At 69.3% G+C, this 25,886-nt stretch carries 24 protein-coding genes; 16 read left to right on the forward strand and 8 right to left on the reverse strand.

The genetic code is table 11. The features are described 5' to 3' along the window. Positions 1 to 7: 7 nt before the first annotated feature. The 5 genes from ACWGID_RS08395 to ACWGID_RS08415 are packed head-to-tail and all read left to right on the forward strand — an operon-like array spanning position 8 to position 5,184. The gene (locus ACWGID_RS08395; protein ID WP_452195736.1) at positions 8 to 997 is read left to right on the forward strand and encodes a LacI family DNA-binding transcriptional regulator; all 990 of its coding nucleotides are present in this window, start codon (positions 8 to 10) and stop codon (positions 995 to 997) included. Beyond that, positions 994 to 1,917: a carbohydrate ABC transporter permease gene (locus ACWGID_RS08400; RefSeq protein WP_452195737.1), complete on the forward strand. Its 924-nt coding sequence runs from the start codon at positions 994 to 996 to the stop codon at positions 1,915 to 1,917. The genes ACWGID_RS08395 and ACWGID_RS08400 overlap by 4 nt, the downstream gene beginning before the upstream one ends. Further along, complete coding sequence (locus tag ACWGID_RS08405; RefSeq protein WP_452195738.1) at positions 1,914 to 2,747, forward strand: carbohydrate ABC transporter permease; 834 nt, start codon at positions 1,914 to 1,916, stop codon at positions 2,745 to 2,747. Before ACWGID_RS08400 ends, ACWGID_RS08405 begins: the two co-directional genes overlap by 4 nt. 8 nt (positions 2,748 to 2,755) lie before the next feature. Further along, positions 2,756 to 4,036, forward strand: a complete 1,281-nt coding sequence (locus ACWGID_RS08410) for an ABC transporter substrate-binding protein (RefSeq protein ID WP_452195739.1) — start codon at positions 2,756 to 2,758, stop codon at positions 4,034 to 4,036. Beyond that, entirely contained in the window at positions 4,036 to 5,184 is a 1,149-nt protein-coding gene (locus ACWGID_RS08415; RefSeq protein WP_452195740.1) for an ADP-ribosylglycohydrolase family protein, read from the forward strand. Before ACWGID_RS08410 ends, ACWGID_RS08415 begins: the two co-directional genes overlap by 1 nt. 3 nt (positions 5,185 to 5,187) lie before the next feature. Here the strand turns inward: ACWGID_RS08415 and ACWGID_RS08420 are convergent, their stop codons facing one another. Next, complete coding sequence (locus ACWGID_RS08420; RefSeq protein WP_452195741.1) at positions 5,188 to 6,000, reverse strand: discoidin domain-containing protein; 813 nt, start codon at positions 5,998 to 6,000, stop codon at positions 5,188 to 5,190. A 12-nt stretch (positions 6,001 to 6,012) separates the two neighbouring features. After that, on the reverse strand, positions 6,013 to 7,578 hold the full coding sequence (locus tag ACWGID_RS08425) for an alkaline phosphatase D family protein (RefSeq protein WP_452195742.1): 1,566 nt from the start codon (positions 7,576 to 7,578) through the stop codon (positions 6,013 to 6,015). 80 nt (positions 7,579 to 7,658) lie between these two features. Here ACWGID_RS08425 and ACWGID_RS08430 point away from each other — a divergent pair, with 80 nt between their 5' ends. The 8 genes from ACWGID_RS08430 to ACWGID_RS08465 all read left to right on the forward strand — a co-directional run bounded on the left by ACWGID_RS08430 (position 7,659) and on the right by ACWGID_RS08465 (position 17,249). Then, entirely contained in the window at positions 7,659 to 8,954 is a 1,296-nt protein-coding gene (locus tag ACWGID_RS08430; RefSeq protein ID WP_452195743.1) for an ADP-ribosylglycohydrolase family protein, read from the forward strand. Beyond that, positions 8,944 to 9,855 (forward strand): ribokinase, encoded by a 912-nt coding sequence (locus ACWGID_RS08435; protein ID WP_452195744.1) that lies wholly within the window; start codon positions 8,944 to 8,946, stop codon positions 9,853 to 9,855. Before ACWGID_RS08430 ends, ACWGID_RS08435 begins: the two co-directional genes overlap by 11 nt. Then, the gene (locus ACWGID_RS08440; protein ID WP_452195745.1) at positions 9,852 to 11,840 is read left to right on the forward strand and encodes an SUMF1/EgtB/PvdO family nonheme iron enzyme; all 1,989 of its coding nucleotides are present in this window, start codon (positions 9,852 to 9,854) and stop codon (positions 11,838 to 11,840) included. Before ACWGID_RS08435 ends, ACWGID_RS08440 begins: the two co-directional genes overlap by 4 nt. Next, a complete protein-coding gene (locus ACWGID_RS08445; RefSeq protein WP_452195746.1) occupies positions 11,837 to 13,024 on the forward strand; it encodes a CaiB/BaiF CoA transferase family protein in 1,188 nt (395 codons plus the stop codon). Before ACWGID_RS08440 ends, ACWGID_RS08445 begins: the two co-directional genes overlap by 4 nt. 28 nt (positions 13,025 to 13,052) lie before the next feature. Further along, entirely contained in the window at positions 13,053 to 13,880 is an 828-nt protein-coding gene (locus tag ACWGID_RS08450) for an HpcH/HpaI aldolase/citrate lyase family protein (protein ID WP_452195747.1), read from the forward strand. A gap of 9 nt (positions 13,881 to 13,889) precedes the next feature. Then, positions 13,890 to 15,482 (forward strand): phytoene desaturase family protein, encoded by a 1,593-nt coding sequence (locus ACWGID_RS08455; protein ID WP_452195748.1) that lies wholly within the window; start codon positions 13,890 to 13,892, stop codon positions 15,480 to 15,482. Next, the gene (locus tag ACWGID_RS08460) at positions 15,479 to 15,886 is read left to right on the forward strand and encodes a TIGR03668 family PPOX class F420-dependent oxidoreductase (protein WP_452195749.1); all 408 of its coding nucleotides are present in this window, start codon (positions 15,479 to 15,481) and stop codon (positions 15,884 to 15,886) included. Before ACWGID_RS08455 ends, ACWGID_RS08460 begins: the two co-directional genes overlap by 4 nt. Positions 15,887 to 16,013: 127 nt before the next feature. After that, on the forward strand, positions 16,014 to 17,249 hold the full coding sequence (locus ACWGID_RS08465; protein ID WP_452195750.1) for an RNA polymerase sigma factor: 1,236 nt from the start codon (positions 16,014 to 16,016) through the stop codon (positions 17,247 to 17,249). On the opposite strand, the gene ACWGID_RS08470 is transcribed toward ACWGID_RS08465, so the two are convergent. From ACWGID_RS08470 to ACWGID_RS08480, 3 genes are read right to left on the reverse strand one after another with little or no spacing between them, the layout of a single operon-like run. After that, entirely contained in the window at positions 17,236 to 18,213 is a 978-nt protein-coding gene (locus ACWGID_RS08470) for a Gfo/Idh/MocA family protein (RefSeq protein ID WP_452195751.1), read from the reverse strand. The genes ACWGID_RS08465 and ACWGID_RS08470 overlap by 14 nt on opposite strands. Next, positions 18,210 to 19,217, reverse strand: coding sequence for an alcohol dehydrogenase catalytic domain-containing protein (locus tag ACWGID_RS08475; RefSeq protein WP_452195752.1), 1,008 nt, complete (start codon positions 19,215 to 19,217; stop codon positions 18,210 to 18,212). The genes ACWGID_RS08470 and ACWGID_RS08475 overlap by 4 nt, the downstream gene beginning before the upstream one ends. A 58-nt stretch (positions 19,218 to 19,275) precedes the next feature. Further along, a complete protein-coding gene (locus ACWGID_RS08480; protein WP_452195753.1) occupies positions 19,276 to 20,256 on the reverse strand; it encodes a LacI family DNA-binding transcriptional regulator in 981 nt (326 codons plus the stop codon). 82 nt (positions 20,257 to 20,338) lie between these two features. Between ACWGID_RS08480 and ACWGID_RS08485 the strand changes: the two genes are divergently transcribed. Then, entirely contained in the window at positions 20,339 to 21,643 is a 1,305-nt protein-coding gene (locus tag ACWGID_RS08485) for an acyl-CoA dehydrogenase family protein (RefSeq protein WP_452195754.1), read from the forward strand. Continuing rightward, the gene (locus ACWGID_RS08490; protein WP_452195755.1) at positions 21,643 to 22,851 is read left to right on the forward strand and encodes an acyl-CoA dehydrogenase family protein; all 1,209 of its coding nucleotides are present in this window, start codon (positions 21,643 to 21,645) and stop codon (positions 22,849 to 22,851) included. Before ACWGID_RS08485 ends, ACWGID_RS08490 begins: the two co-directional genes overlap by 1 nt. Before the next feature lie 145 nt (positions 22,852 to 22,996). Here the strand turns inward: ACWGID_RS08490 and ACWGID_RS08495 are convergent, their stop codons facing one another. The 3 genes from ACWGID_RS08495 to ACWGID_RS08505 all read right to left on the reverse strand — a co-directional run bounded on the left by ACWGID_RS08495 (position 22,997) and on the right by ACWGID_RS08505 (position 25,339). Then, positions 22,997 to 23,413, reverse strand: coding sequence for a hypothetical protein (locus ACWGID_RS08495; RefSeq protein ID WP_452195756.1), 417 nt, complete (start codon positions 23,411 to 23,413; stop codon positions 22,997 to 22,999). 317 nt (positions 23,414 to 23,730) lie between these two features. Beyond that, positions 23,731 to 24,393 carry a response regulator gene (locus ACWGID_RS08500; RefSeq protein WP_452195757.1) on the reverse strand — a complete coding sequence of 221 codons (663 nt, stop codon included), beginning with the start codon at positions 24,391 to 24,393 and terminating at the stop codon, positions 23,731 to 23,733. Then, positions 24,383 to 25,339 carry a HAMP domain-containing sensor histidine kinase gene (locus ACWGID_RS08505; protein ID WP_452195758.1) on the reverse strand — a complete coding sequence of 319 codons (957 nt, stop codon included), beginning with the start codon at positions 25,337 to 25,339 and terminating at the stop codon, positions 24,383 to 24,385. The genes ACWGID_RS08500 and ACWGID_RS08505 overlap by 11 nt, the downstream gene beginning before the upstream one ends. A 191-nt stretch (positions 25,340 to 25,530) precedes the next feature. On the opposite strand from ACWGID_RS08505, the gene ACWGID_RS08510 reads away from it, so the two are divergent. Next, positions 25,531 to 25,872, forward strand: coding sequence for a TraR/DksA family transcriptional regulator (locus tag ACWGID_RS08510; protein ID WP_452195759.1), 342 nt, complete (start codon positions 25,531 to 25,533; stop codon positions 25,870 to 25,872). Positions 25,873 to 25,886: the final 14 nt, after the last annotated feature.

The raw sequence follows: 25,886 nt of genomic DNA on the forward strand, positions 1-25,886 counted from the left end.
GGTCGGCGTGAGTCGTCCGACGATCGCCGGGGTGGCCCGGGCGGCCGGTGTCTCGGTGGCGTCGGTGTCGCGCGTGCTGAACGGCCTGCCGGCCACCGACGAGATGGCTGAGCGCGTCCAGCGGGCGGTTGCCGAGCTCGGGTACGTGCCGGACGCGCGGGCCCGGTCGCTGAAGGTCGGGCGGACGTTCCAGCTGACGCTGGCGGTCGCGGACGTCGGCAACCCGGTGTACGTGACGATGATGCGGGCGGTCGAGGAGGTCGTCGCGGCAGCCGGGTACCGGTTGGTGGTCACCACCACCGGGCCGGACGTGGTGGACGAGGTCGCGCTGGTTCGGGGGATGGCGCGCGGGTACGCCGACGGTCTGCTGATCAGCCCGCTGCGCGTCGACGAGGACCTGGTGAAGTCGATCCGCGAGTGCGAGGTCCCGGTGGTCGTCGCCGGTAGCGTGCCCGCGAAGGCCGGTGTCGACACGGTTCGCGCCAACTCGCCGAAGGGCATGTTGCTCGCCGTCGACCACCTGCTGTCCTGCGGCCGCAAGCGCATCGCTTTCCTGAACGGCCCCGCCGACACTGTCCCCGGAGCCGCCCGGTCCAAGGGCTTCACCGAGGCGCTCAAGGCTCACGACCTGCAGGCCGTCGCGGTCGCCGAAGCGGCCGACTTCACCTTCGCAGCCGGCCGCGCCGCAGCCGCCGACCTGCTCGCCACCGGCAGGTTCGACGCGGTGGTCTGTGCGAACGATCTGCTCGCCGTCGGGTTGATGCACGAGCTCGCGGCGGCCGGACTCGACGTACCGGCTGATGTGGCCGTGGTGGGGATGGACGACAGCGAGCTGGCCGAGCAGAGCTTCCCGCCGTTGACGAGTGTGAACCTGGGGTCGGCGGAGCGCGGGCGGCGTGCTGCCGAGTTGTTGCTGGCCCGCATCGAGGACAACGACCGGACGCCCCGGCGCATCGTCGTACAACCCTCCTTGAGCATCCGGAGGTCAACCCCGTGACCGCGACCCTGACCGCGCCGACCGAGCTGAAGAAGAAGCCCGGTGGGAAGCCGAAGCAGAACCGCGAGGCGATCTTCCTCTTCCTGCCCGCACTGCTTCCGGTACTGATCCTCAGCGTCTACCCGCTGATCCGCGGGATCGCGCTCGGCTTCACCGACGCCCGCGCCGGTCTGCACGTCCAGACGAACTTCGTCGGCTTCGACAACTTCAGCAAACTCCTGCACAACAACCTGTTCTGGGACTCGTTCCGGATCGGCGTGATCTGGACGCTGTCGGTGACGATCCTGCAGTTCGTCGCCGCCCTCGGCCTCGCGCTGCTGCTGAACGCCGACCTGAAGTTCCGCGGCGTCGCCCGCACTCTCGCACTCATCCCGTGGGCGATGCCCCCGGTGGTGGTCGCGATCATGTGGCGGCTGCTGCTGCACCCGACCAACGGCCCGGTCAACGAGATCCTGCAGAAGCTGCACCTCACCGACCATCCGATCAACTTCCTCGGCGACTTCAGTACGGCGCTCCCGGCGGTGATCGTGGTCGGGATCTGGGTCGGGATGCCGATGACGACCGTCACCCTGCTCGCCGGCCTGCAAGGGATCGACCGAACGCTCTACGAAGCGGCCGCCGTCGACGGCGCGGGCGCGTGGAGCCAGTTCTGGTACATCACGCTCCCGCAGCTGAAGACCGTGATCGTCGCGATCACCAGCCTGGACATGATCTGGAACTTCAACTCGTTCGGCCTGGTCTACGTGCTCACCGCGGGCGGTCCGGGCGGCAAGACGATGCTGCCGATGCTGTTCGCCTACAACGAGGCCTTCCGGTACGGGAACTTCGGGATGGCCGCCGCGATGGGTGACGTGATGGTGGTCATCATCATCGTGTTCCTCTTCTTCTATCTGCGGAACCGGCTGAGGAGCGAGGCATGAGAACGCGTCCGGCCACCCGGTTCCTGCAGTACGTCGCCGTCGTCTGCTACCTGGTCTTCCTCGGCTTCCCGCTGCTCTGGCTGATCTCCAGCTCGCTGAAGTCGCCGCAGGAGTTCGCCAGCATCTCGCCGAGCCTGCTGCCGAAGCACTTCGACCTGTCCAACTACACCGACGCGATGAACGAGCAGGGCCTGGTCCGGGGTCTCGGCAACAGCCTGCAGATCTCGATCTACAGCACGATCCTGGTGCTGATCGTCGCCTTGCCGGTGTCGTACGCGCTGGCCCGGTTCCGCAGCCGGCTGCGCCCGTTGACCAACGGCTGGATCCTGGTCAGCCAGGTGTTCCCGGTGATCCTGATCGTGATCCCGCTGTTCATGATCCTGCGGCCGCTGCACCTGACGAACACGATCCCCGGTGTGGTGATCGTGTACATGGTCTGGTCACTGCCGTTCGCGCTCTGGATGCTGCAGGGGTACGTCGCCGCGGTGCCGCGCGAGCTGGAAGAGGCAGCGTCCGTGGACGGTGCCAGTCGGTTGCGGACGATCGTCTCGATCGTGATGCCGCTGCTCCGGCCCGGCCTGATCGCGACCGCGATGTTCACCTTCATCTCGGCGTGGAACGAGTTCTTCTTCGCCCTGGTGCTCCTGCAGGATCCACAGCTCAAAACACTTCCGCTGGTACTCGCCCGCTTCGTCGGTGCCGAGGGCCAGGTGCAGTTCGGCCCGCTCGCCGCTGCGTCTGTTCTGGCGACCGTGCCAAGTCTCGTGTTCTTCGCCTTCCTCCAACGCCGGTTGACCTCCGGTTTGTTGAGCGGCGCAGTCAAGGGTTAGGAGAAGTAATGAAGAAGGTAGTGACCGCGCTGCTCGCGGCAAGCGCCCTGGTGACGCTTGCGGCCTGCGGTGGTAACAGCAACGACAGTTCGGGATCGGGTGATCCGAACGAGAAGGTGACGCTGAAGTTCCAGAGTCTCGCCTTCCAGAAGACGACGGTCGCCGCGACGAAGAAGATCGTTGCCGACTGGAACGCCGCGAACCCGAACATCCAGGTCGAGTACGTCCAGGGCAGCTGGGACTCGGTGCACGACCAGCTCGTCACCCAGTTCCAGGGCGGGACCGCGCCGGACGTGATCCAGGACGAGTCCGCCGACATCACCGGGTTCGTCAACCAGGGGTACCTCGCGGACCTCTCGCCGTACCTGAGCCAGGGGACCAAGGACGCCGTCTCGCAGGGTGTCTGGGACACGGTCTCCAAGGACGGCAAGGTGTACGCCGCGCCGACCCTGCTGCAGTCGTACGTCGTGTTCGCGAACTCGGCGCTGCTCAAGCAGGCCGGGGTGACCGCGGCCGGTGACTCGCTGAGCTGGGACGACCTGGCCGCGAACGCGAAGAAGCTCACCGCCGGCGGCAAGTACGGTCTCGGCTGGGGCCTGAAGAGCCCGACCGCGACGATGCTGAACCTCGGCCTGAACTTCGACGCGAAGTTCTTCGACGGCAGCGGCCAGGACGCGAAGGCGACCGTCGGCGACGCCGAGCTCGAGGTGCCGAAGCGGATCCACGCGATGGCTTACGACGACAAGTCGATCGACCCGACCTCGCTGACGCAGAGCGGTTCCGACGTCCTGCCCGGGTTCTACGCCGGAAAGTACGGGATGATCGTGGCCGGTAACTACGTCGCGCAGCAGATCGCCGAAGAGGCGCCGAAGGGCTTCCAGTGGGAGGTGCTGCCGCCGCTGAAGGGGACCAGCAGCAAGCAGGCCGCGAACCCGCAGACGCTGTCGGTGCCGGCCGAGGGCAAGCACGTCGAGCAGTCGGCGAAGTTCATCGACTACTTCATGAAGGCCGAGAACCTGGCCGCGGTCGGTCAGGGCGACTGGCTGATCCCGACCACCCAGGCGGCCCGGGACGCGATCCAGACGGCGACCGGCGGCAAGAACGGCTGGCAGCAGATCCTTGCCAGCGGCACCGAGCTGACCAAGGCGCCGTTCCAGAGCGTGGAGAACTACCCGAAGTGGAAGGACCAGATCGCGACGCCGGCGTTCCAGGAGTTCCTGGCGAACAAGACCGACACCGCGGCACTGGGGAAGAAATTGAGCGACGGATGGGGCCAGGTCAACAGCTGATGCCTGCACAAGCCAACACCACGTTGGAGCAGAAGGCACGAGGAGTCCTCGTCGGTTCCGCGGTCGGTGACGCGATCGGTGGAGCCGTCGAGGGCTGGACGCCGGAGGCGATCCGGGAACGGCACGGTGGCTGGGTGACCGGCATCGTCGGTCCGTGGTACGAGGACTGGCGGACGGCGCGACCGATCGCGCCGTACCACAAGGGCGACGGCCACATCACCGACGACACCTTGATGACGCACGCACTGGTCGAGGTGTACGACGAGTGCCGGGCCCACCTGGACGCCTATGCGGTCGCCGAGTCGCTGGTGCCGAAGATGCTGAACGGGACCCGCTGGGTCCCGGAGCTCGAGGCGGACGCGCTGCTGCTGCAGCGCGTCTTCCTCGCCGAGAAATGGCTGGTCGCCCGGCTGCACTACGGGCACGTCGATCCGCGCGAGGCCGGCGTCGGCAACATCGTCAACTGCGGTGCGGCGATGTACATGGCGCCGGTCGGGATCGCCAACGCGGGCGACCCCGAGGGCGCGTACGCCGAGGCGCTCGATGTCGCCGGCGCGCACCAGTCGAGCTACGGGCGGGAGGCGGCCGGCGTGTTCGCGGCCGCCGTCGCCGCCGCGATGATCCCCGGCGCGACGCCCGCGTCGGCGGTCGGTGCCGCGCTCGGTCTGGCCAAGGACGGCACGCGGAGGGCCGTCGAGGCGGTGGCCGAGGCAGCTGACGGCGTCACCGACTGGGAGCAGGCGATTCCTGTTCTTCGCAAGGCGATCGAGCCCTACGACACCGTCGGCCCGAACTATCGTGAGCTGTCGATGGACGCCCGCCGTCCGAGCCGCACCAAGGCGATCGAGGAGCTCCCGGTGGCGCTCGGCTTCGTGCTGGTCTCCGAGGGAGATGTACGCCGGGCCGTCCTGGGTGGCACGAACTACGGTCGCGACGCGGACTCGATCGCGTCGATGGCGGGTGCGATCACCGGTGCGTTGAGCGGCCGGGACGGCGTACCGGAGGACTGGGCCGCGGACATCGCCGAGGCGAGCAAGACCGACCTCGACGAGCCGGGTCGGGTGATGGCTTCGGTGGTGCGGGACATCCGGGCGGCCGACGCCGAGCGGTGGGCCCGGCGGGCGGCCGCGTTGGACGCGCTGGTCTGAATGTCAGTTGCTGTAGGCCTCGAGTTCGACGATGCGGGAGTACCCGTGGTCGTTGGAGTCGCGGATGACGAGCTGGACGGCGTCGACCGGGCGCGGTGCGAAGGTCAGGGTCACCCGGCCCTGCACGTTGCCGCGGACCTCGGCGACCGTCGTCCAGTTGCCGTCGACAAGGACCTGGGCGTCGAAGTCGCGGATGCCCATCACGGCTGCCGGGTAGGTGGTCGAGTCCAGGGTCTGCAGGACGATGCGCCCGACGGTCGTCGGTTGGACGAAGTCGACGCCGTACGTGTCGGGGAAGACGCCCTTGGTGTTGTCGTGCCAACCGCTGGCACCCCATTGCGCGGAGTCCGCGTTGCCGTCGACACCACCGCACAGGCGCATGTTGCCGTTGGTGGAGGACGCGACGGCCTGTTCACCGAGCAGGACGTTGTCGCGCGCGGGGACGGGTTTGATGACGACCGGGACCTTCAGGTGGTCGCGACCGACGCTGAGGTCGACGGAGTGCGTCGCGGGTGCGGTGCCGCGCGGGACGGTGATCTCGAGCGGCGCCTTCACCAGCTGGCCGACCGGCAGATAGCTGGAGAACTGGTGCCTGGACAGCGTCAGTGCGGCGTCGCCGGAGACGCGCATGTCGGCGACCGTGGCCTTGCGGCCGGTGTTGGTCATCCCGACGGCGAGCTTGCCGGACGGGAAGCAGGGCAGCGGGACGACCTCGACCGGTTGCGGGGCAGCGCTGATCTCGATGGGGTTGCTGTTGTTGCTGGCAGCAACGAGAGTGGCGGGGGCGAGCAGGAGCAGCAGGGCGGCGCGTTTCATCAGCGGGTCCGTTCAGGCCAGGTGGGTTCCGGGACGGCCGTCCTCGACGACCAGGGTGGCGCGGGTGGACGCCGTACCGCCGGGTGTGGTGACGCGGTCGACGATGCGGAACTCGGAGGTCCAGTGCGTACTGTCGAGGCGGCAGCTGAGGTAGCCGCGCTGGACGTTCTGGAACTTGACGTGCGGGTTCTCGGCGAGCAGTGCGCGCCCGGTCGCGTCGGCGTCGACGCCGTCCTTGCCGGACGAGATCGACGTGGTGACGAACTCGGTGCCGACCGCGGGCGTGGACGGATCGGCGAAGTCGACGCGCAGGTCGGAGGCGACGCTGCGGTGCAGGTCTCCGGTCAGTACGACGAAGTTCCGCACGTCCCGGTCGCGGACCCCGGACAGGACGCGGTCGCGCGAGGCGGCGTATCCGTTCCAGGTGTCCATCGGGAGCTCGAGCTCCGGCCCGGTCTTGCGGTCGAGCTGGGCCATCGCGACCTGTTGGGCGACCACGCTCCAGCGGCTGGTCGACTTGGCGAGCGTGTCGAGCAGCCAGCGTTCCTGTGCGGCGCCGGTGATGGTGCGGGCCGGGTCGGTCGACACGGCGTCCGGCGGCAGCCAGCCACCGGTGCTGGTCTGGTCGTCGCGGAACTGCCGCGTGTCCAGGACGCTCAGGTCGGCGGTGCGGCCGTAGCGCAGGTGCCGGTGCAAGCGGATCGACGGGCCGTCGGGGGACTGGTCGAGACGCAGCGGCATGTGCTCCCAGTACGCGCGGAATCCGTTCGCGCGACGGACCAGGAACTCGTCGTACGGCAGGCCGTCCTCGGACACGTACCCGGCCCAGTTGCCCTCGACCTCGTGGTCGTCGAGGGTGACGATCCACGGCGCCGCCGCGTGCGCGGCCTGAAGGTCGGGGTCGGTCTTGTGCAGGGCGTAGCGGGCCCGGTACTCGTCGAGAGTGAAGATCTCGCCGGCGAAGTCCACCGGGACGGCCTGGTTACGGACGCCCGCGGTCGGACCGACGCCGACCTCGTAGATGTAGTCGCCGAGGAACAGCACGACGTCGTGGTCCCGGCGTACGACGTCCTGGTACGCGGTGTAGAAGCCGTCGTAGAAGGCCTGGCAGGACGCGACCGCCATCGTCACCGCGGGCTCGTCGGACGGCGCCGGCGCGGTCCGCGTCCGACCGGTCGGACTGATCTGGCCGGCGGCGCGGAAGCGGTAGAAGTAGTGCCGCCACGGGCGCAGGCCCCGGACGTCGACGTGCAGGGTGTGCGCGTACTCCGGACGGGCGTGCGCCGTACCGCGTCGTACCACCGTGCGGAACGCAGCGTCCTCGGCGACCTCCCACTCGACGTCCACCGCGCGGTCGGCCATCCCGCCGAACGGTTCGAGTGGACCGGGAGCGAGCCGGGTCCAGATCACCACGGCGTCGGGGAGCGGGTCGCCCGAGGCGACCCCGAGCGTGAACAGCGGCCTGCTGTCGGTGCGGTGCGGTATTCCTACTGCATCGGCGAGGTCGGGGAGGTTTCCAGTCAGAGCGAGCGCGGCGGCGGCGCCGGTGGCGGTCAGCAGACCGCGGCGGGTGACCATGGCCGGAAGTATCGGCCCGCGCCGACGCAACGATCCAGGTGTGTGTTTCGCCTGGCGCAACAGGGGAAGGAAGAGCCTCGATGAGATTGACCTGGGTGCAGCCGGAGGACCTCCTCCCGCACCAACTGGTCCAAGCGCGTTCCGAGGGGGTCGACGTCACCGACGTCCAGGCCCGCTGGCTGGCCGCCGGTGGTACGACGGACGCGCCGGTGTCCGGTGCCTCGGGCGAGCCGGCGACGCCTGCCTTGCGGGCGTTGGCTCGCGAGCTGCTCGACGTACTCGATGCCCGGACGGCGCGGTGGACCGAGCCGGAGATCCCGGAACTGCCCTCGCTGGGTGCGCCGGTCGACCTCGAGACCCGGACCCTGAACGCGTGGCTCGGCCGCGCCGCCGGGTGCCTGCTCGGTAAGCCGGTGGAGAAGATCCCGCGCGAAGGCATCCGGGAGATCCTGACCAGCTCCGGTCAGTGGCCGCTGGCGCAGTACATCACCGCGATCGGCGTACCGGACGACGTGCAGCGGCGGTGGCCGTGGAACCGGCGGTCGAAGCCGACCAGCCTGCGCGAGGTCATCGACGGCATGCCCGAGGACGACGACATCAACTTCGCGATCCTCGCACTGCTGATGCTCGAGCGCTACGGGCGTGGGCTCAGCACCGAGGACGTGGCGCAGAGCTGGCTGAGTGACCTGCCCGCCGGCCGGGTGTTCACCGCCGAGCGTGTTGCCTACCGCAACCTTCTGGAAGGCGTCGAGCCGGCCCGCGCGGCCGTCGTCGGGAACCCGTTCCGTGAGTGGATCGGCGCCCAGATCCGCACCGACGTCTACGGCTGGACCCACCCGGGGGACCTGACGGCGGCCGCTCGGCTCGCCTTGGTCGACGCCCGGCTCAGTCACACCGGTGCCGGCGTCGACGGTGCCCTGTGGGTGGCCGCGATGTCGGCCGCGGCGCTCGTCCTCGACGATCCGGTGAAGGCCGCGATCGCCGGTCTGGACGTGGTCGGCCAGGGCGCGATCGCCCGCGCGGTCCGTTTCGGGCTGACGCTCGCCGACGCCGAGCTCGACGAGGCCCTCGACGCGCTGCACGCGGAGTACGGCGACCTGCACTGGGTGCACGCGGTGAACAACACCGCCCTGGCCGCTTACGCGCTGACCGCGCCGGACTTCGGCACTGCGGTCGGTCGCGCGGTGATGGGTGGCTGGGACACCGACTCGGTCGGCGCCACGGTGGGAGCTGTGTTTGGCGCGACGCGCGGGGTTCCGGCAGAGTGGTCCACACCACTTGACAACCGGGTGGCCACCAGCCTCCCGGGGATGAACCAGATCGCGATCGGCGAGCTGGCGCGGCGGACTGTGGAGGTGGCCAGGGGTGGCGTCTGAGGTTGTGGTCGTGGGGAGCGCGAATGTGGACCTGGTGCTTCCGGTCCAGCGCATCCCGCGGCCGGGGGAAACTGTGCTGTCGGGTCTGATGACCCGTGGTCCCGGTGGCAAGGGCGCCAACCAGGCGGTCGCGTCGGCGCGGGCCGGTGCCCGGACGGCGATGGTCGTCGCCCTCGGCGCGGACGACGGCGGCGCCCTGCTGCGCGCCGCGCTCGAGGACTCCGGCGTGGACCTGTCGCTGGCGACGACCGGCGACGCCCCGACCGGTACCGCGATCATCACGGTCGAGGACAGCGGTGAGAACTCGATCGTGGTCGCCCCCGGCGCGAACGGTGCGCTGACACTGTCGGCCGACGCACTGGCTGCGGTTCGGAGCGCGCGCGTGGTGCTCGCCCAGTTGGAGATCCCGTTCCCGACCGTGCGGTCGGCGGCCGCGGCGTCGGGGTACTTCATCCTCAACGCGGCGCCGGCGGCCCAGCTGTCCGACGAACTGCTCGCCGAGGTCGACCTGCTCGTGGTGAACGAGACCGAGGCCGAGGCGATCGCCGGGCCCGACCGGTCGGCGCTGCTGAAGAAGGTGCCGGCCGCGATCGTCACGCTCGGCGGCGACGGCGCGGTGATCCTGACCCGGCACGCGGAGGAGATCGCGGTCCCCGGCGTCCCCGTGGACGTCGTCGACACGACCGCAGCCGGTGACACCTTCTGCGGTGTGCTGGCGGCAGCTTTGGCTACCCAATTGACTGCGGCGTCAGCTAACGACTCGATCACGGCAGGCGACCTGACGAACGCGGTCCGACGCGCTAACGTTGCTGCTTCATTGAGTGTTCAGGTGGCGGGGGCGATTCCCTCGGTGCCGCACGGGGATGCAATCGACGCGCGTTATGCGGAGGTATACCTGTGAACCCGCTCGAACCGCGGCCCATCGACCTACCCGCCCGGGTGGATCTGGGGGCCGGGGCCGACTTGTCCTTCCTGGACGACGCCAAGATCCTGGGTGCGCCGGAGGACCCGGCCGAACTGCCGCGGTGGCGTGCCAAGCTCGCCGAGTGGCGCTTCGGCGCCTTCGAACGCACGCGGTACGACGGCTCGCACTACGACGAACCGGGCCGCGAATGGACGCAGACGGCGTACTCCGTGGCGCTGGTCTGGCTGTGGGACGACCTGCTGTACGACGTCGCGACCGGGAAGTTCACGCCGGACAAGTTCGTCCAGCACGGCGTCGACGAGTTCGGCGGGCACGACGCGATCGTGTTGTGGCACGCGTACCCGGTGATCGGGATCGACGACCGGAACCAGTTCGACTTCTACCGTGACGTCCCCGGCCTGCGCGCGCTGATCGACGACCTGCACCGGCTCGGTCTGAAGGTGTTCTTCGACTACAACCCGTGGGACGTCGGCACCCGCCGCGCGGCCCGCTCGGACGCGGACGAGTTCGCCGCCCTGGTCAGCGACTACGCCGTCGACGGCGTCTTCCTGGACACCCTGAAGGAAGGCGACCCGGCCTTCACCCGGGCGATCCGGCAGGCGAACCCGGCGATCGCCCTCGAAGGCGAGTCGCGGTTGCCGATGGCAAGGATCGGGGACCACGCGCTGTCCTGGGCGCAGTGGTTCGCCGACACCGACGCGCCCGGTGTCCTGCGGGCGCACCTGTTCGAGCGCCGGCACATGATGCACCACACCCGCCGGTGGAACCGCGACCACAGCGACGAGCTGCAGTCGGCCTGGGTGAACGGCGTCGGCATGCTGATCTGGGAGTCGGTGTTCTCGGCGTGGGTCGGCTGGAACGCCCGCGACCGTGCGACGCTGCGCCGGATGGTCGCCGCCCAGCGCGCGTTCGCGCCGGTGCTGATCAACGGCGACTGGATCCAGCTGACGCCCGAGATCCCGGAGAAGGCGCGTGAGCACGGTGTGTACGGGTCGCGCTTCGACCTGGCCGACATCACCTTCTGGACGCTGATCAACCGCGACGAGGAGGACTTCGACGGCATTGTGCTGCGCTCCGAGGACCAGGTCGGCGACTGGTACGACGTGACCACGGGCGTGCCGATCACCGCGGACGACCAGGGCGTCCACCTGGTCGTCCCCGGCCGTGGCGTGGCCGGCATCGTCCGGGTCGGCGCGACCGCCGGCGCCTCGTGCCGGGCCACGGCTCGCCGGCTGGGCACGATGCCGCGGGCGCATGTCGACGAGTCCGCGTTCCCGATGCGACCTGCCGAGCGGGTCTCGGTGCCCGCCGTGTCTGGACCGGCCGAGATCGGCGCGGCGGTCGTCGTACCGGCGGGGGAGCGGACGCTGACCGTGACGCACCGGCGGCGCGAGACCGGGTTGTACGACACCGCGCCGTACGTCGAGGAGTGGAAGCCGCTGCCGCCTCGCCTGCACGACATCCAGACGATGACGCGGGAGGTGTCGCTGCCGGAGGTCTCGGTCGCGATCACCGAGGTGACGAATGCGGAGTACGCGGCGTTCCTGGCCGCGACGGACTACCGGCCGCTGGTGACGAACCGGTTCCTGAAGCACTGGGTGGACGGCGCGCCCGCGGCCGGCACCGAGGACCAGCCGGTGACGTACGTCGACCTGCCGGACGCGCGGGCCTACGCCGCCTGGCGTGGTGGCCGGCTGCCCACCGAGGACGAGTGGCAGGTCGCGGCTGGGGTCGATGGGTTCCGTCGGTTGGAACCGCTCGTGTGGAACCTCACCGAGAGCGAGCACCGCGACGGCCGCAGCCGGTTCTGCATCCTCAAGGGCGGCTCGCACTACGTCGCCGAGGGCTCCGACTGGTACGCCGACGGCGGGCCGCAGGAGCCGGAGGTCAGCTTCAAACTGGTGCTCACCGGTGGCGGTCTCGACCGCTCGGCAAGCATCGGCTTCAGGTGCGCAGGATGAGACCTGCAGCCCTTGACGGTGTGAAGGTGCTCGAGGCGGCGACGCTCTTCGCGGGACCGCTGGCGGCGACCTTCCTCGGTGACTTCGGCGCCGACGTGACGAAGATCGAGCACCCGTCCCGCCCGGACGCCGCGCGCACGCACGGCGCCTCCAAGGACGGGGTCGGGCTCTGGTTCAAGACCCTCGGCCGGAACAAGCGGCTCGCGACGCTGGACCTGTCCCGCGGGCGCGACGTGTTCCTGGACCTGGTCAAGCAGAACGATGTGCTGGTCGAGAACTTCCGGCCCGGCACGTTGGAGCGCTGGGGACTCGGGCCGGACGTGCTGCTCGAGGCGAACCCGCGGCTGGTGATCGCGCGGGTGACGGCGTTCGGGCAGGTCGGGCCGTGGTCGCGGCGTCCCGGGTTCGGGTCGCTGGCCGAGGCGATGAGCGGGTTCGCGGCGGTCACCGGTGAGCCGGACGGCCCTCCGACGCTGCCGCCGTTCGGTCTCGCCGACGGGATCACCGCGCTCGCGACGGCGTACGCCGTGCTGGTGGCGTTGCGCGAGCGGGACCGGTCCGGGTCGGGCCAGGTGATCGACATGGCGATCATCGAGCCGATCCTGATGATGCTCGGTGGCGGAATCACGGCGTACCAGCAGACCGGGTACGTGCAGCCGCGGCTCGGGAACCGGTCGTCGAACAACGCCCCGCGGAACGTGTACCGGACTCTTGACGGCCGGTGGGTCGCGGTGTCGACGAGTTCGCAGAGCATCGCCGAGCGGGTGGTGACGCTGGTCGGCCGCGCCGATCTGGTCGCGGAGCCGTGGTTCGCGACCGGGCGGGAGCGGGCCGAGCACGCCGACGAGCTCGACGACGCGGTCGGGTCGTGGATCGCCGAGCGGTCGCTGGAGCTCGTGATGGCGGAGTTCGAGAAGGCCGAGGCCGCGGTCGGTCCGGTGCACGACATCCGCGGGATCGTCGGCGATCCGCAGTACGCCGCGCTCGGGACGATCGTGAGCGTCGACGACGACGAACTCGGCGGACCGGTCGAGATGCAGAATGTGTTGTTCCGGCTGTCCGAGTCGCCGGGGTCGATCAAGTGGGCCGGACGGCCGCACGGCGCGAACACCGACGAGGTGCTCGCGGAGATCGGCGTGACTCCGGACCAGCTCGCGGCGCTGCGTGCCGCGGGTGTGGTGTAGAAGCTTTCGCCTGGAGGGGGCCTCGAAAGTGCTGACGGCACTGTATGTTCCGGCCAACCGGCCGGACCGGTTCGCGAAGGCTGTTGCCGCGGGCCCTGATCTGGTGGTGTTCGACCTGGAGGACGCGGTCCCGGTCGCGGACAAGGCGGATGCCCGCGGCTGGGCGGTCGCCTGGCTCGCGGCGAACGTGAACGGCCGGGTGGAGATCCGGGTGAACGCCTTGACCTCGCCCTGGATCGAGGACGACCTGGCCGCGATCTCCGCCGTACCAGCGGTGCGGATCCGGGTGCCGAAGGTGGAGAGCGCGGACGACGTCCGGGCGGTGCTGGACAAGGTGCCGTCGGCAAGGATCACCGCGCTGATCGAGTCGCCGCTCGGGGTCGAGCGGGCGTTCGAGATCGCCACCGCGGACCCGCGGGTGGTCGCGATCGGGCTCGGCGAGGCGGACCTGTCCAGCGCGCTCGGCGTGGACGGTCCGGCGGGGCTCGGCTGGGCCCGTGGCCGGCTGGTCTCGGCGTCCCGGGCGGCCGGGCTGGGCGCGCCGATGATGTCGGTGTTCCCGCACGTGCAGGACGTCGACGGACTCCGCCGTACGTCGGAGGAGGGCCGCGGCCTCGGGTTCGTCGGCCGGACGGCGATCCATCCGCGGCAGTTGCCGACGATCGTCGAGGCGTTCACGCCGTCCGCGGACCAGGTGGCCGCGGCGGAGGCGCTGCTGGCGGCGGTCGACGAGGCCGGCGTCGCCGACGGGGGAGTGATCGTGCTGCCGGACGGCCGGATGGTCGACCCGGCGATGGTCGGGCGCGCCCGCGAGCTCAGCACCCTGATGCGGGAGATCGAGTCCCGGTCACGTTAGGCTCGAAGCATGCTGCCGCGCAGTGTTGATGCCGTGGTGATCGGTTCGGGGCCGAACGGTCTGGTGAGCGCGATCACGCTCGCCGACGCGGGCTGGGACGTCCTGGTGCTGGAGGCCGCCGATACGTTCGGCGGGGCCGTCCGGTCGACCGAGGACGGCGGCTGGACGAGCGATCGTTTCAGTTCGAACTACCCGCTGGGTGTCGCGTCACCGGTGATCCGCGCGCTGGAGCTGGAGAAGTTCGGCCTGAAGTGGGCGCACGCGCCGCTGCCGCTGGTGCACCTGCTCGACGAGGACGGCGCCGCAGCCGCGATCCACCCGGACCCCGAGGACACCGCGAAGTCGCTCGGCGCCGAGCACCCGGGCGACGGTGACGCGTGGCTGCGGCTGTACCAGCAGTACGTGTCGGTGCGCGAGCCGTTGCTGAACGCGCTGCTCACCACCTGGCCGCCGGTTGTTCCGGGGGTGAAGCTGGCCCGCAAGCTCGGGTCGGTCGGTGAGCTGATGCGCTTCGCGCGGTTCATGGCGATGCCGATGCACCGGATGGGTCAGGAGCTGTTCGCCGGCCAGCACGGTCCCGCGATCATCGCCGGGAACGCCCTGCACGCGGATGCGCCGTTGTCGGGCAGCGTCAGCGGGACGATGGGCTGGCTGCTCGCGATGATGGCCCAGGACGTCGGCTACCCGGTCGCAACCGGTGGCTCGTCCGCGTTCTCCGGAGCGATGGTGCGCCGTGCCGAGCGGGCCGGCGCGTTGCTGGTCTCGGGCATGCCGGTGACCCGCGTCGACGTTTCGGCGGGCCGCGTGACCGCCGTACAGACGGCGTCGGGGGAGACGGTCGCGGTCGAGCGAGCGGTCGTCGCGGACACGTCCGCACCGGTGCTGTACGGCGAGTTGTTGCCCGAGGCACTGATCCCGGCAGGGCTGCGGCGCGATCTGGACGAGCGGTTCGAATGGGACTACCCGACGGTCAAGCTGAACTTCCGGCTCAGCGGCCCGATCCCGTGGAAGGCGGTCGAGGCGCGGTCGGCGGGCGTCGTCCACCTCGGTGGGACCGCCGATGAGCTCGTGCACCTGTCGGCCGATCTGGACACCGGGCGGGTGCCGTCGCAGCCGTTCATGCTGATCGGGCAGACGACGAAGGCGGATCCGTCGCGATCGCCGGAAGGCACCGAGGCGGTCTGGGCGTACGCGCACCTGCCGCGCGGTATCGCCGACGACGCGTCGGCGGAGAAGCTGGCCGGCCGGATGGAGCGGACGATCGAGCGGTTCGCGCCCGGGTTCGGCGACCTGGTCGTCGGCCGCGACCTGCAGCGGCCGTCGACGCTGGAGTCGGGGAACGCCGCCCTCGGGTACGGCGCGCTCGGTGGCGGCACGATGCAGCTGCACCAGCAGTTGGTGTTCCGGCCGACGATCGGGCTGGGCAGCGCGCGAACGTTCGTCGACGGTCTGTACCTCGGCAGTTCCGCGATTCACCCGGGTGGTGGCGTGCACGGCGCCTGCGGACACCTGGCGGCGCGGACCGCCTTGCGCGACGCGTCAGTGATCGGCCCGATCACCCGCAGGATCCCGACCGCAGCCCTCCGACACCTGCAGCGGTGAAACTCGACGAGTCTGCCTGCCGGGCCCGGGTGGCAGCCGCACGGGTCGGACGGCTGGCGACGGTCGGGGAGGATCTGCGACCGCACCTCGTGCCGGTGACGTACGCCGTTCATGGTGACAAGCTGTTCATCGCGATCGACCAGAAGCCGAAGACGACGACCGCTCTGCAGCGACTGCGGAACATCGAGGCGAACGAGCGGGTCGCGGTGCTGGTCGACGAGTACGAGGAGGACTGGACGCACCTGTGGTGGGTCCGCGTGGACGGGGTCGCGCGCGTGGCGGTTGAGCACGCCGCAGCGGTCGACCTGCTGGTGGCGAAGTACCCGCAGTACGACGGGGATCCGCCGCGCGGGCCCGTGATCGTGGTTCGGGTGGAGCGGTGGTCGGGGTGGGCTTACCGGTGATCGGCAGCTCGACAGGAGGTGTCGGCTCGGCACGCCTGCGTTCACGCTCAGCGACCCGGCCGATCGGGTTCAGTGGACGTATACGTCCTGTCGAAATGCCGATTGTTCGGCGCGTAGGCTCGGCGGGGTGAACGTCGAGGAGGTACTGCGCGAGCTCGCGCCGCAGGTGCTGGGGTTTCTGGTGCGGCGGCACGGGCAGTTCGATCTGTGTGAGGACGCCGTGCAGGAGGCGTTGCTCGCGGCGGCGACGCAGTGGCCGATGGACGGTGTACCGGCGAACCCGCGCGGGTGGCTGATCACGGTCGCGACGCGGCGGCTGACCGACGCGTTCCGCAGCGAGAACGCGCGCCGGCGCCGGGAGGACAACGTCGCGGCGATGGCCGGGCCGGAGGAATTGGTTGCCCCGGGCGCCGATATCGGCGAGGCGCCGGACACCGACGACACGTTGACGTTGCTCTTCCTGTGTTGCCATCCGGCCGTCACGCCGGCCTCGCAGGTCGCGTTGACGTTGCGTGCGGTCGGCGGTCTGAGTACCGCGGAGATCGCCCGGGCCTTCATGGTGCCCGAGGCAACGATGGCGCCGCGGATCAGCCGGGCGAAGAAGAGCATCAAGGCGGCCGGCAGCCGGTTCGAGATGCCTCCCGAGTCCGAGCAGGCCGAGCGGCTCCGCGTCGTACTGCAGGTGCTGTACCTGATCTTCAACGAGGGCTACACCGCGAGCTCGGGGGAGGAGTTGCAGCGCGTCGAGCTGACGGCGGAAGCGATCCGGCTGGCGCGGATGTTGCGCGCGGCGCTGCCCGGCGACGGCGAGGTCGCGGGTCTGCTGGCGTTGATGTTGCTGACCGATTCGCGGCGCGCGGCGCGGACGACCGCCGACGGCGGGCTGGTGCCGATCGACGAGCAGGACCGCGCGTTGTGGGATCGCGCGCAGATCACCGAGGGCGCCGACCTGACTTTAGAGACGCTGAAGCAGGGCGCGGTCGGGCCGTACCAGTTGCAGGCCGCGATCGCCGCGGTGCACGCCGAGGCACCGAGCGCGGACGAGACCGACTGGCGGCAGATCTACTCGCTGTACCTGCTGCTCGAGCGCCTCGCCCCGAACCCGATGGTGACGCTCAACCGCGCGATCGCACTCGCCCAGCTCGAAGGTCCGCAGGCGGGTCTGGACCTGCTCGCGACCATCGAGGACGACAAGAACATCACCGAGACCCACCGCCTGGACGCCGTCCGCGCCCACCTCTACGAACGAGCAGGCGATCCGGCCAAGGCTCAGGAGCATTACCTTGCGGCGGCCCGCCGTACGACGAGCCTCCCGGAGCAGCGCTATCTACAGGCGAAGGCCGACGCGATCACCCGGTACTGACCTTTCGTCCGGTCTCGTGTGACTCGATGGCTGCGTACGCGAGTTGCAGCGCTCGCCGTCCCGCGCGGGCGTGCACCGGGGGCTGCTCGCCGGCGCGGAGAGCGTCCAGCAGGGCGTCGACGTGCCGGTCGAAGGTACCTGCGAAGTTGCGGGCCTCGTCGTCGAAGTACGTCGAGTGCCAGCGCTGCTCGACCGGATCGCCGGCCTTGCTGAACGTCAGCGCGCGGACGGTGTCGTGGATGACGAGCCGGCCCGCGGTCCCGTTGATCTCGATGCGTTGCGTGTCGGGATAGGCGTACGACGAGTCGTAGGTCCCGAGCATCGTGCCGACCGCGCGGTTCTCGAAATCGAGCGCGAGGGCGACCGTGCTGAAGGCGCCGTAGGTCTTGTCGGTCATGTGCGCGGAGACCGCGGTGATCGGGCCGGCCAGGTGCTCCAGCATGTCGAACCCGTGGCACTGCGTCTCGATCAGACCCGCGTGCGGCGATCCGCCACGGTTCGCCTCGCCACCGAACCGCCAGGTCGCGAAGACGAGATCGCCCAGCTCACCGGCGTCGATCAGCGCCTTCGCGCGCTGGACCGGTTCGGCGTACCGGTGGTTGAAGTTGATCGCGAAGAACTGATCGCCTGCCGCGCTGAGGAGCGTGTCGGCCTCGGCGAGGTCGAAGACGAGCGGTTTCTCCACCAGCAGCGGTACGCCGGTCCGCACCAGCTTGAGCGTGACGTCGTGGTGGTCCTCGTTCGGCAGACACACCGTGATCAGGTCGGGGCGCTCCCGCTCCAGCATCAGATCGAGATCCGTGTACGGCGTGGCGCCGTACCGCTCGGCCCGCTGCCGGGTCTTCTCGGGGGTGCGGCCGAAGACCGCGCGGAGGTCGGTGTCGGGGCGACGGGAGAAGATGCGCGCGTGGTGCTCACCCCAACCGCCCGCGCCGACGACCGCGACCTTCACTGGGACTGTCACTGGGCGCCCTCTTGTGTGATGACGACCTTGCCCGTCTCGCCGGCCATGAACAGGCGGAACGCGTCGCTGATCTCCTCGACCGGGAAACGGTGGCTGATGACCCGCGAGATGAGGTCCTGGTGCTCGGAGAGGATCGCGAGGTTGCCCGGCATCTCGTCGTACCGGAAGTACTCGCTGCCGAGGACGGCGTGCTCGGGGCTGATCAGGTCGTCGGAGGCGTTCAGCGTCACGCCCTCGCCGTGGCCGACGCAGATCAGCGCGCCGCGTTTGCTGATGATGTCGAGGGCGGCGCGGCGCGCGGACCCCTTGCCGGAGGCGTCGAACGCGATGTCCGGATTGCCCGCCGCGGAGATGTCGTCGGCGAGCAGCGGGATCGCACCGAACGTCTCGGCGAACTCGAGGCGCCAGCGGGAGACGTCGGAGATGTAGACCGGCACGTCGGCGCCGTACTTGAGCTTGCTCATCACGGTCAGGCCGAGGCCGATCGGGCCGGCGCCGGCGATGTACACGCTCTCGACGTCCTGGCGGACGAGGGCCGCGCGACCGAGGGCGTGCGTACTGGTGCCCATCACGTCGAGCAGCATCGTGGCGTTGCCGATCTCGATGTCGTCGGTGACGGGGAAGAAGTTGGACTCGTGGACGAGTTCGTACGGGCCGTAGCCGCCGTCGTGGCTGAAACCCATGTCGGCGCGCTTCGCGAAGCACTGGTTGGTGGCGCCGTAGGTGCAGCTGCGGCACTCGCCGCAGTAGTCCATCAGGAAGACGGCGCCGCGGGTGCCGACGGGGGTGCTGGTGCCTGCACCTGCTTGGAGCACCGTGCCGGCGGCCTCGTGGCCCGGGACGACGGACGAGCCGTCGAAGTACTGATGGCGATCGGTGCCGCAGAGGGCGTTGGCCTGGACGGAGAGCAGGAGCTGACCCGGTCCGGGATCGGTGTACTCGTGATCCGCGAACTCGATGTTTCCGGCTCCGGTGAACCTGGGGGCGAGAGCGGTACGTGTCATGCCGCCGAAATTTACTACGTAGCAAATCTGCGCCACAAGAGGTCGGCGCGAGCAGGTTTCAGCGGGTGCTGCTCTCCCGGATCCGGAGTTCGTAGCCGGCCATCCGGTGCTGCGGCACGTGGTCCTCGTCGAGCTGCTCCTCGAGCAGGTCGAGTGCGTTGACCGCGATCTCACCGAGCAGCGGAGCGACCGTGCTCAGCGTCGGCGTGGACAGACCCGACTCGACGATGTCATCGAACCCGACGACCGACACATCACCCGGTACGTCGATCTTGGCGCGCTGCAGCGCCCTGAGCGCTCCGAGGGCGGCCGAGTCGTTCATCGCGAAGATGCCGTCCGGCTGCATGTCCTTGAAGGTCCGCGTGACGGCCTCGGCGGCCGCGGCAGTCGTCCAGTCGCAGTCGACCAGCAGCCCCTCGGTGATTCCGCGCTTCTTGAGTGCGGCCTGGTAGCCCTGGCGGCGGAGCTGGTACGAGCGCTTCGGTCCGTGGTTTGCGCCGAGCAGGAGGATGCGCTGGCGGCCGGTGTCGAGCAGGTGGTTGACCGCGGCCTGCGCCGCCTCGCGGTTCTTGATCCCGACGTGGTCGATCGCGCTGCCCGGCTCCCGGTCCCCGACCAGGACGACCGGGCGGGTACTGCGCTGATCGGTGCGGCCGAGCGATACCGCGCTCATGATCACGCCGTCGGTGAGGATCTCGCCGCCGCCGCGGAGCAGTTCCAGTTCGGTCTCGCGGCGACCGGCGGTGGTCTCGACGAGGACCGTCGTACCGCGGTCGCGGGCGGCGGCGACGATTGCTTCCGCGAGGTCGGCGAAGTACCGCTCGCGGAAGGTCGGGACGGCCAGCGTGACGGTGCCCGTGCGGCCGGTGCGCAGGCGGCGGGCGGCGGTGTTCGGGCGGTATCCGAGGGCGTCGAGGCTGGCCTGGACGCGGGCGCGGGTCGCGGGGGAGACGTGCACGTAGTTGTTCACCACGTTCGAGACGGTCCGCTGTGACACGCCCGCGTGGCGCGCCACGTCGGACATGCTGACCGCCACCACCGCACCCTCCCTCTGCCGAGGTGCGTCAGGTTACAACGGGCGGGGCGTGACCTGAGTTGTAACTTCGGTTTACAGTAGCCGCATGAGCCTTGACGAGCGGACGCGGGGGCGGCGGGACGCGATCGGCGTCGGAGTCGCCTTCCTGAACCGGCTGGCGCGGTCGCGGGCGATCGACCGCCTCGGACTGCGCAAGCCCACCGAGCGAGCGGTGTTCGAGGCAACGAAGACCGGATTCCGGGCGGCGGGAGCGCTCTCCCGGCGGTTCACGGCAGGTTCGAAGCAAGCGGCGCCCTCCCGGCTGCCCGCCGCCCGCGCCACCGGGCGGTTCGACCTGACGCCGACCGAGGACCAGCAGATGATGGTCGACGTCGTTCGGTCCTTCGCGTCCGATGTCCTGCGGCCGGCCGCGTCCGCCGCCGATGTGGTGTGCGCGACCGACGGCAAGGTGCTCGAGTCGTCCGCCGAGCTCGGGCTGAGTCTGATCGAGGTGCCGGAGGAACTTGGCGGCATCGTGACCGAGCGGTCCGAGATGACCGGCGTACTGGTCGCCGAGGCGCTCGCGCACGGCGACATGGGCCAGGCCGTCGCATGCCTGGCGCCGTCGGCGGTGAGTACGGCGATTTCGTTGTGGGGTGACGAGACGCAGCAGGCGACGTACCTGCCGGCCTTCACGGGGTCGTCGGTCCCGGCGGCCGCGCTGGCGCTGCTCGAGCCGCGCGCGTTGTTCGACCCGTTCGAGTTGCGGACGAAGTGCACGGGCGGGTTGCTGAACGGCGTGAAGTCGCTCGTACCGCGGGCCGCCGACGCGGAGCTGTTCGTGATCGGTGCGCAGACCGACGCGGGGCCGCGCCTGTTCGTGGTGGAGCCGGACCACCCCGGCGTCACGATCGAGGCCGAGCCGTCGATGGGGTTGCGGGCGGCGTCGCTCAGCCGGATGATCCTGACCGACGTACCGGCGGTTCCGTTGGGGACGGTCGAGGACTACACCGAGTGCGTTCGGTTGTCGCGGCTCGGGTGGTGCGCGCTGGCCCTGGGTACGGCGCGGGCGGTGCTCGATTACGTCACGCCGTACGTGAACGAGCGGACGGCGTTCGGCGAGCCGATCAGTCATCGACAGTCGGTGGCGTTCATGGTCGCGAACATCGGGATCGAACTCGAGGGCATGAAGCTGGTGACGTACCGGGCCGGATCGCGTGCCTCGCAAGGGCTCCCGTTCGCTCGTGAGGTGGCGCTGGCGCGGCGGCTGTGCACCGAGAAAGGCATGCAGATCGGGACTGACGGCGTACAACTGCTCGGCGGGCACGGGTTCGTGAAGGAGCATCCGGTGGAACGGTGGTACCGCGACCTGCGGGCGATCGGCGTGATGGAAGGTGCGGTGCTGGTCTGATGATCAACCTGGAGACGCCCCGGAAGTTCCGCGCCTTCGTCAACCAGGCGCATCAGGTCGCCGCCGAGATGCTGCGGCCGAACTCGCGGCGCTACGACCTCGCCGAGCACGAGTATCCGGTCGAGCTGGACATGCTCGCCGCGATGGTCGACGGATTAGGGGCCTCAGGCACCGGTTCCGGCGCGGGCGCGTCCGGGGTACGGCGTACCGCTGCCGCCGAGGACGGAGTCGTCAACGGTTCCAACATGTCCTCGGTGCTGTCGATCATGGAGATGTGCTGGGGCGACGTCGGGCTGTTGCTCTCGATGCCGCGCCAGGGCCTCGGCAACTCGGCGATCGCTTCGGTGGCGTCGGACGAGCAGCTGCAGCGCTTCGACGGTGTCTGGGCTGCGATGGCGATCACCGAACCCGACTGCGGCTCGGACTCCGCCGGCATCCAGACCACCGCACGGCTCGACGGCGACGCGTACGTCCTCAACGGCGAGAAGATCTTCGTCACCGCCGGCGGCCGCTGCGACGCCGTCGTCGTCTGGGCAACCCTGGACAAGACCCTCGGCCGCGCCGCGATCAAGTCCTTCGTGGTCATGAAGGACACGCCGGGCATGACCGTGGAGCGCTTGGAGCACAAGCTCGGCATCCGCGCCTCGGACACCGCCACGCTCCGCTTCGACAACTGCCGCGTCCCCCGCGATAACCTCCTCGGATCGCCCGAGGTCGATGCGGACAAGGGGTTCGCGGGGGTCATGCAGACCTTCGACAACACCCGCCCCCTGGTCGCCGCCATGGCCGTCGGGTGCGCCCGCGCATCGTTGGAGGTGACGCGAGACCTGCTGGCCGAGGCAGGTGTCGAGATCGACTACGACCGCCCCGTCCACCAGCAGCCCGCGGCCGCCGCGACGTACCTCGCGATGGAAGCCGACTGGGAAGCCGCCCACCTCCTCACCCTCCAAGCCGCCTGGATGGCCGACAACGGCCACCCCAACTCCCTCCAAGCCTCCATGGCCAAGGCGAAGGCAGGCCGCACCGCCAACGACATAACCCTCCGCTGCGTAGAACTAACCGGCTCCCTCGGCTACTCCGAACACGAACTCCTCGAGAAGTGGTCCCGAGACAGCAAAATCCTCGACATCTTCGAAGGCACCCAACAGATCCAACAGCTGATCGTGGCGCGGCGCCTGCTCGGTAAGACCTCGGCCGAGCTGAAATAGCCTTGTTTATAACGGCTTCCGGCTTGCCCTGACTTGCTCTCAGAGCAAGCCGGGACCTCGATCGATGTCATCGAAGTCCGAGCTCTGATCGGCCCTGCTCCGTGACTGCTCCGTCAGCCGCAGGGCAAGTCGCTCCAGCCGACGATCAACTGCGTGCCGCGGACGGTCGTAGGAGCTTCCAGACGAGCTCGTCATGTAGACGCGCCGTGAGGTGCCGGCCGTCTGTCCAGCTGAAGATCAGGTCATGCGACTGTAGGTAGCCGTCGAGCCGCTCCCACGGCAGCGAGATGGTGGTGGTTCCGAACCGCTCGATGTGGCTCCTGACGGCGCTTGCGAGCACGGGTGCCATCGGAACGAAGCGCTCTTTGTCATTCTTGGGGAGCGCGAAGACGAACTTCTTGCCAAGGCGCTTCACCTGGCGACGGACTCTGATGAGCATCAGGCTGAAGTCGAAATCGTCAACCGAGAGTCCGAACATCTCGCCCTGTCGCAAGCCGGCTGCCGATCCGATCGTCGGAAGCAGCCTGAACCGCTCAGGGTGAGCCTCGACGATGCGCTCCACCGTTTCGTCCGGCCAGGCAACAACTTTGGCGAGCCGCCTACTCGGCTTCCTGACGATCTTCGACTGACCGGATTGCGCTTGATCAGCTCGTCCGCCACGGCGAGTTCAAGACAGCCGTTGAGCACCAAGAACGCGCTCCTGGCCGTCGACGGGCCATAGGCACCCATGAGATCGGTCAACCAGACTGCGACCTCCGACGGCAGGATGCTCTTGACCATCCGCCGCCCGAACACCGGCGCGACGCGGCTGGGAACTCGCCAGTGCTGAGCATGGAAGCGACCAGGTCGGGGTCAGCGATCGGGCTGTGGCGCGCCACGTCACGGCTCGAGCAGACCGGCGCGTATGGCGTAGCGGGTGAGGTCGAGGCGGTCGCGGAGTCCGAGCTTCTGGAGCATGTTCGAGCGGTGGCGCTCGACGGTCTTGACGCTGATCGTCAGGAGCTCAGCGATCTCCTTCGACGAGTTGCCCTCCGCAACCAGTTTGAGCACCTCTTCCTCGCGTGCTGTGAGGATCTGCTGGGGCACGTCGACGCCCTGACGGACGCGGTCCAGGTAGCTGCGCACCAACGCGGTCACGGCGCCGGCGTAGAGGAACGGCTCCCCGCGCATCGTTGCCCGGCAGGCTTCCACCAGGTCGCGGTCGAGGACTGATTTCAGGACGTACCCCGATGCGCCGGCCTTCAGTGCTTGGAAGAAGTACTGCTCGTTGTCGTACATCGTCAGCATCAGCACCCGCAGGTCGGGGCGTGCGACGGACAGCTCACGGGCAGCCTGGAGCCCGGTCATCCGCGGCATCGCGATGTCGAGGATCGCCAGGTCGACCGGTTGACTGCGGGCGAGCGACACGGCCTCACTGCCGTCAGATGCCTCCGCGACGACTTCCAGATCGGGCTCGCGGTCAAGTATCAGCCGGATCCCACGGCGTACCAGCGCGTGATCGTCAGCGAGAAGAATCTTGGTGGGCTGCATCTCAGGCTTCACTTCCTTGCACGGGCACTGTCAGGCTGACCTCTGTTCCGCCGTTCGGCGCAGCGGCGAGCTCGAGGGACGCTCCGATCAGAAGGGCACGTTCGCGCATCCCGCGGAGGCCGGCGCCTTCGTGCGCCAGGCCGATCCCGCGCCCGTCGTCCTTGACCCGCAGTACCACGGCGTCCTCGTGGCCGGTGAGGTACAGATCGATGCGTTCGGCACCGGCATGCCTGGCGACGTTCGTCATGCTCTCCTGCGCGACCCGGTAGAGGACCAACTCGGTCTGCTCGTCGAGCCTCGGAAGGCCGGCTTCGAAGTGCCGGCGGATGAGCAGACCAGTGTGGTCTGACAGTTCGGTCGTAAGGGCCGTGAGTGCGCTGACCAGTCCGAGATCTTCGAGTACGCCGGGCCTCAGACGGTGGGCGAGTCGGCGTACCTCATCCAGGCTGGATCGGGTGGTCTCCTGAGCCTGTGCGAGTTCGACACGCAGAGCATGATCGACTGACAGGTCCGCCGCGCGCTTGAGGTCGAGGAGCACGGCGGTGAGGCTCTGGCCGACCTCGTCATGAAGCTCCCGGGCGATCCGCCGACGTTCGGACTCCTGCGCCGACAGGGCTCGGGCAGCGCTGGTGGCTCGCTCGCGCTCCAGTCGCTCGATCATGGCGTTGAACGCGCGGAGCAGGTTGGGTACTCCGCCGTGGCCGCTCACGGAGAGGCGCTGACCGGGGCGGAGAAGGTCCACGGTTGACATCTGACGGGTCAGCCGCGCGAGCGGGGCGAGCCCGATCCGCAGTAGCGCCGCGTTCGCGACGAGCATGACCGCCAGGCCACCGATCAGAACGCCGGCCTCGGTGAGCAGAACCGGTACAGAAACCGTTACGGGCGCCAACAGGAGCAACGCGGTCGCCGCTCCGAGCACGATGGCGTTCAGCGCGAAGATCCGCCAGAACAACGACACCGCCAGGATCCCTTCTTCTTGACCAACAGCCTCCACTATCTCGCGAGTCCGTCGAGTCTGCTGCCCACGCCGTCAGGATGCTCCCTTGCCGCCAGGATGTCGATCGGTGCTGACACCCATCTGAGGACCAGAGGCAAAGATGGGTGCTGGTCCCGATGGGAAATGCGAGCGCCAGTGGCGATGGTGGAGGCATGAACCCACCACGGACGATCTCCAGCAGCGGCGGTTCGGCCGGTCAGCCCGGCCTGGCGCGCAAGCACGAGATCCTGCAGAGGCTGCAGCACGAGCGAAACACCCGTCTCGCCCAGGTGACAGCCATGGAATCGGACAAGCCCAACGCGAACAAGGACCTGGTGACCGTACAGACCACGGCGATCCGGAAGGTCCTGGCCGAGATCGATGCAGCCGTGGCTCGCGTGCACGACGGTACGTATGGCGTTTGTCACCGCTGCGAGGGGCGAATCCCGGTTGGACGGCTGGAGATCTTGCCCTACGTGCGTTACTGCGTGCGCTGTCAGCAGCTGGCACTCTGACATCGGCGAATCAT

The sequence above is a fragment of the Kribbella sp. NPDC054772 genome (assembly GCF_053611945.1).